The sequence below is a fragment of the Nocardiopsis protaetiae genome, from assembly GCF_045446735.1.
Classification (GTDB): domain Bacteria; phylum Actinomycetota; class Actinomycetes; order Streptosporangiales; family Streptosporangiaceae; genus Nocardiopsis; species Nocardiopsis protaetiae.
Genome location: NZ_JBJJBV010000083.1, coordinates 1 through 12490, shown reverse-complemented (window position 1 = coordinate 12490; position 12490 = coordinate 1). Strand labels below are relative to the sequence as shown.

General features: G+C 73.9%; 10 protein-coding genes. 7 read left to right on the top strand and 3 right to left on the bottom strand.

The window, feature by feature from the left end; all coding sequences use genetic code 11:
* Positions 1-167: 167 nt before the first annotated feature.
* Together ACJOT3_RS14805 and ACJOT3_RS14800 are read right to left on the bottom strand one after the other, a co-directional pair.
* Positions 168-509, bottom strand: coding sequence for a hypothetical protein (locus ACJOT3_RS14805; protein ID WP_406973026.1), 342 nt, complete (start codon positions 507-509; stop codon positions 168-170).
* Positions 510-583: 74 nt separating this feature from the next.
* Positions 584-1237: a hypothetical protein gene (locus ACJOT3_RS14800; RefSeq protein WP_406973024.1), complete on the bottom strand. Its 654-nt coding sequence runs from the start codon at positions 1235-1237 to the stop codon at positions 584-586.
* Between the two features lie 262 nt (positions 1238-1499).
* On the opposite strand from ACJOT3_RS14800, the gene ACJOT3_RS14795 reads away from it, so the two are divergent.
* The 6 genes from ACJOT3_RS14795 to ACJOT3_RS14770 all read left to right on the top strand — a co-directional run bounded on the left by ACJOT3_RS14795 (position 1500) and on the right by ACJOT3_RS14770 (position 8933).
* Positions 1500-1676 (top strand): hypothetical protein, encoded by a 177-nt coding sequence (locus tag ACJOT3_RS14795; protein ID WP_406973022.1) that lies wholly within the window; start codon positions 1500-1502, stop codon positions 1674-1676.
* 100 nt (positions 1677-1776) lie between these two features.
* The gene (locus ACJOT3_RS14790) at positions 1777-4692 is read left to right on the top strand and encodes an ATP-binding protein (RefSeq protein ID WP_406973020.1); all 2916 of its coding nucleotides are present in this window, start codon (positions 1777-1779) and stop codon (positions 4690-4692) included.
* Positions 4693-5013: 321 nt separating this feature from the next.
* On the top strand, positions 5014-5169 hold the full coding sequence (locus ACJOT3_RS14785) for a hypothetical protein (protein WP_406973018.1): 156 nt from the start codon (positions 5014-5016) through the stop codon (positions 5167-5169).
* 76 nt (positions 5170-5245) lie between these two features.
* Complete coding sequence (locus ACJOT3_RS14780) at positions 5246-8266, top strand: helix-turn-helix transcriptional regulator (RefSeq protein WP_406973016.1); 3021 nt, start codon at positions 5246-5248, stop codon at positions 8264-8266.
* 106 nt (positions 8267-8372) lie between these two features.
* Positions 8373-8609: a hypothetical protein gene (locus ACJOT3_RS14775; protein WP_406973014.1), complete on the top strand. Its 237-nt coding sequence runs from the start codon at positions 8373-8375 to the stop codon at positions 8607-8609.
* A gap of 3 nt (positions 8610-8612) precedes the next feature.
* Entirely contained in the window at positions 8613-8933 is a 321-nt protein-coding gene (locus tag ACJOT3_RS14770; RefSeq protein ID WP_406973012.1) for a hypothetical protein, read from the top strand.
* Between the two features lie 75 nt (positions 8934-9008).
* Here the strand turns inward: ACJOT3_RS14770 and ACJOT3_RS14765 are convergent, their stop codons facing one another.
* On the bottom strand, positions 9009-10820 hold the full coding sequence (locus tag ACJOT3_RS14765; RefSeq protein WP_406973010.1) for an NAD+ synthase: 1812 nt from the start codon (positions 10818-10820) through the stop codon (positions 9009-9011).
* A 238-nt stretch (positions 10821-11058) separates the two neighbouring features.
* Between ACJOT3_RS14765 and ACJOT3_RS14760 the strand changes: the two genes are divergently transcribed.
* Positions 11059-12420, top strand: coding sequence for a glutamine synthetase family protein (locus tag ACJOT3_RS14760; protein ID WP_406973008.1), 1362 nt, complete (start codon positions 11059-11061; stop codon positions 12418-12420).
* Positions 12421-12490 lie beyond the last annotated feature (70 nt).

The window sequence follows — 12490 nt, the reverse complement described above, 5'->3', positions numbered from 1 at the left end:
AAAGTGGGACGCGGTGCCCTGAACGGTCTGGACCGGCCGCGATCGCATCCTGCCACGTCGGATGACCCGCGACGCCCGCGCAAGAACTTGCGCCACCGGTAAAGAAAAACCGGCGCCGACGCGGATCACGGGCTCCGCGCCGGCGCCGGTCGGGGACCGGCGGGGGCCTACCCCCAGAAGACGGCGACGCCGATGTTGACGATGGCGAGCACGCCGGCGGTGATCGCCAGGTTCTTGGCGGGCTTGCGCAGGTTCAGCACGCCCAGCACCACGATGGCCAGGGCGATGAGCAGCTTGACGCCGATCTTGACGTGGTTCGGCTCGCCCAGGTCGGCCATCTCGGCCACGCCCACCAGGAGCAGGCCGGTGACGAGCTGGAGCAGGGAGCTGTGCAGCAAAACCTTGGTCGACTTGGGGTTGTCGGTCATGAGCTGCATGAGGAAGCCCGCGATGATGCCCGCGAGGCCGATCATGTGCAGGAAGACGAGCGCGGAGTAGAGGATGTCCATGGCCCTAGACTACTACGGTGCGTAGTATTGGGCGGATTTTTCCTGACACCCTGACGTAACGATCGGGTGGACCTTCACGCCGCCCGGCGCCGCCACACCAGCCACCCGAGCCCCACCAGCAGGGCCGCCCCCGCCACCCGGAACAGCATCGCACCGTCCACCGCCTCCGACACCCGCGACAGCACCGTCGGGGAGGCCACCACGACCGTGTCGCTGGCGCACGCCGTCGGGTCGGCGTCGCGCTCCAGCAGCAGGCAGGCCGTGGTCATCAGCCGCTCCGCCCCCCGGGCGTCCTCCCGCACCCGGACCCGGACCGTGTAGTCCCGCTCGCCCCCGGCGGGCAGGTCCACCCGCCAGTTGACGATGCCGCCCTCCAGCACCCCGTCGGCGCCCACCTCCAGGACCTCCAGGTCGTCGGGAACGTGCTGGGCCAGCTGCGCGCCGCGCAGCTCCCCGTCCGGGTCGCCGTTGGCCACCGTCGCCCGCAGCACCGTCTCGTGCCCGGGCAGCGGCGCCTCCCCCTCCACCGCCAGGGACAGCGCGACGAAGGCCTCCGGGGGCTCCGCGGCCTTCGCGGCCGGCGGGGCGTCCGCGGCCCGGCCGGTGTCGGCGAGCGCCGCCGGGGCCGCGGCCACCAGCCCGGCGCCCACCACTGCGGCCACCAGCCCGGCGGCCGGTCCGGCCGCCGGCCCGCGGCCGCGCCGGCCGTTCTCGATCCCGTCCATCATCCGCGCCTTCCGTCCGTGCGGTCACGACACCACCCAAGACAACTATGAGCGCATGTGAAATCACCGTGTGTGACACGCCGGAGGGCGGCACCCGGACCGGACGTCCCGGGCCCCGAACCCGGATAAGAGGTCTCAGACGCCTAAGACCCCCTAAGACCCCCGGACACCGCCGCGAACGGGGATTTCTCCCGATGCGGCGGCCGCCTCCTCAGACCGATTCTGGAATCGGCGGGGCACCCCGCCCCGCACCGAGGAGGAGACCGTGTACCACGAGGCCCTGTTCCTGGCCCACCACCCGCCCCTGACCGAGGAGGACATCCGCCGCATGGGGCACCGCGTCGCCGCACGGCGGCGGGCCCGCGCCGAACGCCGCGACCGGCGCCGCCGCTGGTGGCCGCGCCGCGGCCACGGACCCCACACCTACGACCGTGCCGCCTGAGCCCGCCGCCGCGGGCGCGGACGCCCCGCCCGCCGCGCAGGGCACCGCCCCGCCGGACGCCGTGCCGCCGGGGACGGCACCCGCGGGGATAATGGCGCCCATGCCCCTCCTTCCAGGTACCGCCCCGGTGCTCGTCGGCCGGGCCGCCCCGCTGGCGGCCCTCGCCGAGCACGCCGACCGCTGCCGCACCGGGCGTTCCGGAGCGCTGCTGCTGGGCGGGGACGCCGGGATCGGCAAGTCCCGGCTGGTCGCCGAGTTCGCCCGGACGCGCGGGCCCGGCACCGTGCTCGTCGGCGGCTGCCTGGAGCTGGGCGTGGACGGCCTGGCCTACGCGCCCTTCACCGCGGCCCTGCGCCAGCTCCTGCGCGAGCGCGGACCGGAGCCCTTCACCGCCGGCGAGGGTGCGGGCGAGCTCGCCCGCCTGCTCCCCGAGCTGGGCCCGGTCCCCGACGGCGGGCACCGGGACCGGGGCCTGCTGTTCGGTCTGGTCCTGCACCTGCTGCGGACCACCGCGGGCGAGGACGGCCTGACCCTGGTCCTGGAGGACCTGCACTGGGCCGACGGCGCCACCCGCGACCTGCTCGTCTACCTCATCCGCAACCTCGACCTGCCCGGGGTGCAGATCGTCGCCACCTACCGCACCGACGACCTGCACCGCACCCACCCGCTGCGCCGCCTGCTCCCGGAGCTGGAGCGCCTGCCCTCGGTGACCCGCCTGGAGCTGGAGCCGCTCACCCGCGCCGAGGTGGACGAGCACGTGCGCGCCCTCACCGGCCGCGCCCCCACCTCCGCCGAACTCGACGACCTGTACCGGCGCAGCGACGGCATCCCGCTGTACGTGGAGGCGCTGGCCGCCGACCCGCACCGGCCCGGCGGGGTGCCCGACGCCTTCCGCGACCTGCTGCTCGCCCCCGTGGACCGGCTCGACGACACCGCGCTGTCCGTGCTCCGCCTGGCCGCCGTCGGCGCGATCTCCGGCACCGTCTCCCACGAGGCACTGCGCCACGTCTCCGACCTGGACGACCGGGACCTGGAGATCGCCCTGCACGCCCTGATCGACGCCCGGCTGCTGCACGTGGACGGCGACGGCTACCGGTTCCGGCACGCCCTGCTGCGCGAGGCCGTCCACGCGTCGCTGCTGCCCGGCACCCGCACCCGCCTGCACCTGCTGCTCGCCCGCACCGTCGAGACCCACCCCCGGGCGGTCCCGCCCGAACGGCGCGCCGCCGAGCTGGCCCACCACTTCCAGGCGGCCCACGACCTGCCCCGCGCGGTGGCCGCCGCCTGGGACGCCGCCGGGCGCGCCGGGGAGTCCCTGGCCCACGAAGAGCGCCTGGCCATGCTCCGCCGCGTGCTGGAGCTGTGGGACCGGGTGCCCGGCGTGGCCGCGCTGCTGGGCGGGCACGAACGCGCAGAGGTCCTGGCCGAGGCGGCCCTGGCCGCCCTGGAGGGCGGGCACCCCCGCATGACGTGGGAGCTCTGCGACGAGGCCCTGGCCGCGGTCCCCGAGAACCCCGGGGACGACGCCGGACTGGAACTGCGGGCGCAGCTGCTGCGCCGCCGCGGCCAGGCCCGCACCCAGTGCGTGGACGTCGGCGCCGAGGACGACCTGGCCGAGGCGCTGCGCCTGCACCCGCCGCACATGCCCGGGTACGCGCGCATGCTGTCGATCCTGGCCCGCGAGACCATGTTCCGCACCGACGGCCGCGGCCCGCTGGACCGCTCCGCCGAGGACCTGGCGGAGGAGGCCATCGCCGCGGCCGAGCGGGTCGGCGACGACAGCGCCCTGGCCGCCGCCCTGGTCACCCTGGGCTCGGTGCTCATGGGCCGGGGCGCGACCGCGCGGGGGCGGTCGCTGCTGGAGCGTTCGGTCGAGCTGAGCCGCCGCCTGGGCGATCCGCTGATGGAGGCGCGCGGCGTCAACAACCTCTCCCACTACCTGCGCGAGCAGGGGGACCACGAGGAGGCGCTGGCCCTGTTGGAGGCGTTCCTCACCACCCCCGGGCGGGCCGGGACGGCGTGGGTGCACGGCGGGTTCACCTCGCAGAACCTCGCCGAACTCCACTTCGAGCTGGGCCGGCTGGACACCGCTCGCCGGATCGCGGACGAGGCGCTCGACCGCAGCCCCTCCCCCATGCACCGGGTGTTCCTCCTGGTGCCGTCCTCCCGGGCGGCGATCGCCCAGGGGGACACGGCCGCGGCGCGGTCCGGCCCGGACGGCCGGGGCGGGATCGCCGCGATCGACCCCGGGGAGATCCTGACGCTGGAGCGGATGGACCAGGCCCGGCAGGCCGCGTCGGCCTGGCTGGACCTGCTGCTGGCCGAGGGCGACGTGGCGGGCGCCCGCGCCTACGCGGTGCGGGTCCTGGAGCGGCCGGGGTTCAGCGGGTTCAGCGACTACGGGTGGGTGGTGGCCGACCTGGCCGCCGAGGCGGTGCGCCGGGCGGGAGCGGGTCCCGGCGACCCGCTGCGCGCCCTGGTGGCGGGGCTATCGGACATGCCCGTGCACGGTCCGGTCCAGGAGGCGTTCCGGGCCGCGACCGCGGCCCGGCTGGCCGAGGGGACCGCCGCGCCGGAGGAGGTCCTGGACGGGTGGGCGGCGGCCGTGGCCGCCTGGGAGGCGACCCCGCTGCCGCTGCCCCTGGCCGCCGCCCGGCTGCGGGCCGCCCGCGCCGCCCTGGCCGTGCGCGACCCGGAGCGGGCCCGCGCCTGGTGGGAGCCGGTGGGTCCGGCCGCCGACGCGAGCGGGGCCGCGCCCCTGGCCCGGGAGGCCGCCGACCTGGGCCGCCGGGCCGGGTTCACCGCCCCGGAGGAGGCCGTGCCCGCCGGGCTGACCCCGCGCGAGGCCGAGGTGCTGCGGCTGCTGGCCACCGGGGACACCAACGCGCAGATCGCCGCTGAGCTGTTCATCTCCCCCAAGACCGCGAGCGTGCACGTCTCCAACATCCTGGCCAAGCTGGGCGCCCCCAACCGGGCCGCGGCCGGGGCCCGCGCCCGCGATCTGGGCCTGGCCTGAGCGCGGTCGGGGCGGTCCGGGGGCGGGTCCCGGACCGGTTCAGGCCGGGTCCCGGGCCGGTCCTAGGCCGGGTCTCAGGCCGGTCCTAGGCCGGGTCTCAGACCGGTCCTAGGCCGGGTCTCAGACCGGGGCGGGGATGTCTTAGGCCGGGGGGCGGCACGCCCCGTTCCGGGCCCCGATGTCTTAGGCGGGGCCCGGGGCACCGCCCGGGGCGGCGCGCAGGACTGGGTTTTCTCCCGATGCGGCGGTGGGGTTCTCAGCGGGATCGTGGAGTCGTCGGTGAGGGACACCGGCACGACACACCGCTTCGAGGAGCACCACATGAACCCCGAACTGCTCTCCGCCACCGCCCGCGCCATGACCGAGGAGCGCCTGCGCGCCGCACGGCTGCGCCAGGAGGTCCGGGCGCAGCGCGCCGAGGCCCGCCGCCGCGAGCGGACCGAGCGCAGGGCCGAGCGCTTCGGCCGGGCCGCCTGACCGGCGGCCCGGCCGGGGCCCGGCCCCGCCACTTCGACCGGAAATCTCCTTCGAACCGTCACCCGAGGTCGGCATAATGAGCGGTATGCCCCTTCTTGTCGACAACGGCCCCGTGTTCATCGGCCGTACGGCCGAGCTCGGCGCCCTGCGCGAGCACGCCCACCGCACCCGTACCACCGGCCCCGGCATGATCCTGGTGGGCGGCGACGCGGGAGTCGGCAAGAGCCGTCTCATCAGCGAGTTCGCCGCCACCCTCCCCCCGGGCGCGGTGTACGTCGGCGCCTGCCTGCAACTGGGCGGCGACGGCCTCGCCTACGCCCCCTTCACCGCGATCCTGCGCCAGCTCCTGCGCGGGCGCGGCCCCGAGCTGTTCGCGGCGGCCGCCCCCGGCGGCACCGGCGAACTCGCCCGCCTCCTGCCCGAGCTGGGCGAACTCACCACCGGCCGCCCCGAGGACCGGGGCACCTACTACGAGCCGGAGAACCGCGGCATCCTCTTCGAGCAGGTGCTGCGCCTGCTCTACCGCAGCGCCGGGGACGAGGGCGTGACCTTCGTCCTGGAGGATCTTCACTGGGCCGACAGCGCCAGCCGCGACCTGCTCGTCTTCCTCATCCGCAACCTCGAACTGCCCGGCGTGCAGATCATCGCCACCTACCGCAGCGACGACCTGCACCGCGCCCACCCGCTGCGCCGCCTGCTGCCCGAGCTCGAACGCGTCCCGGGCGTGGACTCCCTGCGGCTGGCCCCGCTCACCCTCGCCGAGACCGGCGAGCACGCCGCCGCCCTGCGCGGCGGCCGACCCCTGGCCCCGCACGAACTCGACGAGCTCTACCGCCGCACCGAGGGCGTCCCCCTGTTCGTCGAGTCCCTGGCCGACGCCCCCGCCGGACACGACGACGTCCCCGACCGGTTCCGCGACCTGCTCCTGGAACCCCTCCAGGGCTTCGACGACACCGCCCGGGCCGTCCTGCGCACGGCCTCGGTGGGCGCCGTCTCCGGCGGCATCGACCACGAGGTGCTGCGCCAGGCCGCCGACCTGCCCGACCGGGAGCTGGAGACCGCCCTGCACGCCCTGGTGGACGCCAACGTCCTCAAGGTCGACGGCGAGGGGTACCGGTTCCGGCACGCCCTGCTGCGCGACGCCGTGCACGGCGAGCTCCTGCCCGGCCCGCACACCCGCCTGCACCTGCGCTTCGCCCTGCTCATAGACGAGCGGCCCGACCTGTTCCCCTACGAGCGGCGCGCCGCCGAGGAGGCCCACCACTACATGGCCGCCCGCGAGCTGCCCCGGGCCCTACAGGCCGCCTGGTGGGCCGCCGTCCGCGCCGCGGACACCCTCGCCGCCAGCGAGGAGCTCGACATGCTGGAGCGGGTCCTGTCCCTGTGGGACCAGGTGCCCGACGCCCGCGAGCGGGTCCAGGACCACAGCTGGGCCGAGGTGGTCTCCCGCGCCGCCGGGGCCGCCGTGGAGTCCGGGCGCGGCCGCCGCGCCCTCGAACTCGCCGACGAGGCCCTGGCCACCCTCCCCGAGGACCCCGCCGACGACCACACCCGCGCCGTCAAGGCCACCCTGCTGCGCCGCCGCGGCCTGGCCCGCTCCCTGAGCACCTGCGGCGGCGGCATCACCGACATGGTCGCCGCCCTGGAGCTGCACCCGCCCCACATGCCGGGCTACGCCTCCCTGCTGTCCGTCCTGGCCCGCGAGAGCCTGCGCCACCGCGCCGACCGCCTCGTCCCGCCCGACCAGGAGCGGCTGCGCGACCTGCGCGAGACCGGGCGGTCGGCGCGCGAACTCGCCGAGCGGGCCATCACCCTGGCCGAGACCTCCGAACCCGTCGACCTGTGCGCGGCCGCCGACGCCCGCATCACCCTGGGCAGCCTCCACATCGGCGACGGCGACCTGGAGCGCGGCCGACCCCTCATCGAGGAGGCCATGGAGATCGCCGCCGAGGTCTCCGAACCCTCCCTGGAGGCGCGCGCCGCCGGGAACCTCGGGCACTTCCTGCGCGAGCTGGGGCGCCACGAGGAGGGGCTGCGGGTGCTGGAGGAGTCGCTGGCCCGCCACGAGGAGATGGGCTGGGCGTCGGTCCACAAGACGTTCAACCACCAGAACCGCGCCGAGATCCACTACGAGCTCGGCGACCTGGCCCAGGCCCGCGAGATCTGCGAGATGATCCTGCGCACCCGCGGCCCCGTCAAGGACCGCTCCTACGTGGACGCGGTGCTGGCCCGCAGCGCCGCCGCCATGGGCGACCTGGACACCGCGCGCTCGGTCTCGTGCTGGTCGCCCGGAGAGCGGGTACCCGACTCCCACCGTATGAACATCATCCAGCTGGACCTGCTGGCCAAGCTGGAGACCGGCCTGGCCGAGGGCTCGGTGGACGCCGTCGTGGCCCTGGCCGAGCAGGCCCTGGAGCAGCTAGAGCTGGAGGCCTCCCGCGGCTACACCTGGCCGCTGGTCGACGTGATGGCCGAGGCCGCCGCGCGGGCGGCCGAGGCCGGGAGCGGCGGGGGCGACCGGGCCCGCCGGGTCATGGCCATGGCCGTGAAGACCACCGAGACCATGGACGTCACCGGCCCGCCCCAGCGCGCCCACCGCGCCCGGGTCCTGGCCTACGCCGCCGAGCTCGACGACACCGACCCCGCCGGCCGCCTCGACCTGTGGGAGCAGGCGGTCACCGCCTGGGAGGGCACCCCCATGCCCCTGCACCTGGCCGCCGCCCGGCTGCGCACCGCCCGCGCCGCCGTGGCCGCCGGGGAGCGCGACCGGGCCCGGGAGCTGGTGCGCGCCGCCCACGCGACCGCCGAACGGCACGGGGCGGCCCCGCTGGCCGCCTCCGCCGCCGACCTGGCCCGCCGGATCGGCGTCGGCCTCACCGACGAGGCGCCCGCCCCGGCGGCGCCCGCCGGGCTCACCGCCCGCGAGCTGGAGGTCGCCCGTCTGCTCGCCGCGGGGAGCACCAACGCGCGCATCGCCCAGGAGCTGTTCATCTCCGCCAAGACGGCCAGCGTCCACGTGTCCAACATCCTGGCCAAGCTGGGCGTGCCCAACCGCGCCACCGCCGGGGCCCGGCTCCGGGAGCTCGGCCTGGGCTGAGGCCCCGCCCCCGGGCCCCGTCCACGGGCCCGGGGGCGGCCGGGTCCCCCGGTGTTAGGCTTGGAACGAGGTGGGAATTCCCACCAAGGCGAGGAAGGGAGGGAAGATGTCACTGACCGCCGACGCGAAGTCTCGCGTCACCCTGGGCAAGCTCGGTGTCAAGCCCGGCGACCGCCTCGAAGCCCGCGAGGTCCCGGGAGGGATCTTCCTGGCAAGGGTCGACGTCACGGAAGAGATCAACCCCGAAGCCATCGAGGCCATCGAGGCCTGGTCCAAGCACCTGGAGAGCGGAGGGCGGGGAAAGCGCCTCAGCCTGGACGAGCTTTTCGGGAGCGACGGCTAGCCCGTGTACACCCTCGAATACTCAGATCATGCCGAGGCCGTGATCAAAAGCCTGATCAAAGGCAAGAAAAGGGATCCACAAAAGGCTAAAAAGGTCAGAAAGGCTCTCGGACACCTGTCGGAGAACCCTGACCATCCGGGGCTCAACGTACACCCCTGGAAGACGAGTCCACCCAGAGGATGCCCGGAAGTACCCGGGTACTCGCTGATGATCGCCTACGTGGAGAACAACACGGCGTCGGCGTGGCGCATCCTCTGGCACTACGGGCCGCACGACGGAGAAATCCCGGTGATCTCCATCGTATGGATAGGTCCACACTATTGATCCGAACACGGAGACTCCCAGGAAGACATCACCCTGGGAGTCTTTCTTTTTGTTGTTGGAAAATCAGGGGGAGGTTCAGACGGTCCAGCGGTTGGTGATCGGCAGCCGCCGGTCCCGGCCCAGGTTGCGGGCGCTGATCTTGGTGCCCGGCGCCGACTGGCGGCGCTTGTACTCGGCCCGGTCCACCAGCCGGATCACCCGTCGCACCAGCTCCGGATCGTACCCGGCGAAGACCAGCTCAGCCTCGCCCTTGTCGGTGCCGATGTAGGCGTCCAGCACCGAGTCCAGCTCCGTGTAGTCGGGCAGCGAATCGGTGTCGAGCTGCTCCGGGCGCAGCTCCGCGCTGGGCGGCTTCTCGATCGAGTTCTCCGGGATCGGCGGGACCTCGCCCCGGCGGGCGGCGTCGGCGTTGCGCCACCGGGACAGCTCCCACACCAGCGTCTTCCAGCAGTCCTTGATGGGCGCGAACCCGCCCACCGAGTCGCCGTACAGCGTCGAGTAGCCGGTGGCCGCCTCGCTCTTGTTGCCGGTGGCCAGCACCAGGTGGCCCTCCTGGTTGGACAGCGCCATCACCACGGTGCCGCGCACCCGCGCCTGGAGGTTCTCCGCCGACAGGCCGTCCAGCGGCGCGCCCGCCTTGGCGGTGGCCGCCTCGAAGGCCTCCACCATCGGGGCGATCGCGATGGTGCGGGCCGCGAAGCCCTGGCGGCGGGCGAGTTCCTCGGCGTCGGTGATCGAATGGCCGCTGGAGTGCTCGCTGGGCAGCAGCACCCCGTGCACGCGGTCGGCGCCGACGGCGTCCACCGCGATGGCGGCGGTGAGCGCGGAGTCGATGCCGCCGGAGATCGCCACCAGGACGGAGGCGAACCCGTTCTTGGCGACGTAGTCGCGCAGGCCCGTGACCAGGGCGCGGTAGACCTCGCCCACGTCGGAGAGGGGGTCCGGGCGCGGGGTGACCACGTTCTCGCCGGGGGTGTAGGGCTCGACCGGGTCGGCCGACACGGTGCGGCGGACGATGGTCAGGCCGTCCACGACCTGGGCGGGGACGGGGGTGGTGGGGGTGGTCTCGGGGGCGGCGGGGTCGGGGCGGGTGCCGTCGGCGCCCGCGGGCAGGTCCAGGTCGGCCACCAGCAGCGTCTCGGTGAACTGCGGGGCGCGGGCCACCAGCTCGCCCTCGGCGTCCACCACCAGCGAGTCGCCCTCGAAGACCAGCTCGTCCTGGCCGCCCACCATGTTCACGTACGCCAGCGCCGCCCCGATCTCCCGGGCCCGCCGCTGGCACAGTTCCAGGCGCACGTCGTCCTTGTGCCGCTCGTACGGGGACCCGTTGAGCGACAGCAGCAGCCCCACCCCGGCGGCGCGGGCCGCCGTGACCGGGCCGCCCTCCTGCCACAGGTCCTCGCACACCGCGATGCCCACGTCCACACCGCGCACCCGCACCACCGGGAAGGTATCGCCCGGCACGAAGTTGCGGAACTCGTCGAACACCCCGTAGTTGGGCAGGTGGTGCTTGGCGGAGGTGAGGGCCACCGCGCCCTCGTGCAGGACCGCCACCGCGTTCTGCGGGGCGCCCGCCGGCTGGCCGTACCGGGCCCCCGGGCCCTCCCGGCGCGACAGGAAGCCCACCACCACCGGCAGGTCGCCCAGCCCCTCCGCCGCCAGCTCCGCGGCCAGGCGGTGCACCGCCTTGACCGAGGCCGACACGAAGGAGTTGCGCAGGGCCAGGTCCTCCACCGGGTAGCCGGTGACCACCATCTCCGGCAGGGCGAGCAGGTGCGCCCCCCGGTCCCGGGCCTCCCGCGCGGAGTCCACGACGATCCTCAGATTGCCCTCCAGGTCACCGACCGTGGGGTTGACCTGGGCGAGTGCGATTCTCAGCTGTGCCACGGCACGAGCCTAGCCGGAGGGTTCCCGGCCGCGCCCGGGCGGGTAGGCCCCGGGACACGCCGCCACCGGCCATAATGCGAGGAAGAAGCCGGACAGAGCAAGAAGCCGGACAAGGGGACGAACCGGACGGCCTGCGGGGCGGGTGCGGAGCAGGCGGGGAAATGTCCCGGAAATATGCGCACGGCAGACTGGGCGGGGACACCCGACCCGGGCCGACCGTCATCGAGGAAGGTTGATCGTGAATCGACAGCAGGAATTCGTGCTCCGCACGTTGGAGGAGCGCGACATCCGGTTCGTGCGGCTGTGGTTCACCGACGTGCTCGGGTACCTCAAGTCGGTCGCCGTGGCCCCCGCCGAACTGGAGGCGGCCTTCTCCGAGGGCATCGGGTTCGACGGCTCCGCCATCGAGGGCTTCGCCCGCGTGTACGAGGCCGACATGCTGGCCCAGCCCGACCCGTCCACGTTCCAGGTGCTGCCCTGGCGCAACGAGCCGCACGGCACCGCGCGCATGTACTGCGACATCCTCATGCCCGACGGCTCGCCGTCCTCCGCCGACCCCCGGCACGTGCTCAAGCGCCAGCTCGGCAAGGCCTCCGACCTCGGGTTCACGTTCTACACGCACCCCGAGATCGAGTTCTACCTGCTCAAGAAGATGCCCGAGCTGGGCGAGCTGCCCGTGCCCAACGACTCCGGCGGCTACTTCGACCACACCCCGCACAACAGCGCGCACGACTTCCGGCGCAACGCCATCAACATGCTCGAAGCCATGGGCATCTCCGTGGAGTTCAGCCACCACGAGGGCGGGCCGGGCCAGCAGGAGATCGACCTGCGGTACGCGGACGCGCTGACCACCGCCGACAACATCATGACCTTCCGGCTCGTGATGAAGGAGGTGGCGATGGAGCAGGACGTGTACGCGACGTTCATGCCCAAGCCCTTCACCCAGTACCCGGGGTCGGGCATGCACACCCACCTGTCGCTGTTCGAGGGCGACCGCAACGCCTTCTACGAGCCCGGCGCCGAGTACCAGCTGTCCAAGGTCGGGCGCGGGTTCATCGCGGGCCTGCTGCGGCACGCCGACGAGATCACCGCCGTCACCAACCAGTGGGTCAACTCCTACAAGCGGCTGTGGGACGACCCGGCCGCCTCGGCGGGCATGGGCGGCGAGGCGCCCGCGTACATCTGCTGGGGGCACAACAACCGGTCGGCGCTGGTGCGGGTTCCGATGTACAAGCCCGGCAAGTCCAACTCCAGCCGGATCGAGATCCGGTCGATGGACACCGCCTGCAACCCGTACCTGGCGTACGCGGTGATCCTGGCGGCGGGCCTGAAGGGCATCGAGGAGGGCTACGAGCTGCCGCCGGGCGCCGAGGACGACGTGTGGGCGCTGACGGACGCGGAGCGGCGGGCGCTGGGGATCCGGCCACTGCCGCAGAGCTTGGACGAGGCGCTGCGGTTGATGGAGAACAGTGAGCTGGTGGCGGAGACGTTGGGGGAGCACGTCTTCGAGTTCTTCCTGCGGAACAAGAAGGCGGAGTGGCACGACTACCGGCGGCAGGTGACGCCGTACGAGTTGCAGAGGTACTTGCCTACGTTGTAGCGGTTTTTGGTGCCTTTGGTGCTAGTGCCTTTGGTGCCTTTGGTGCCCTGTAGCACTGGGGACCACTGCG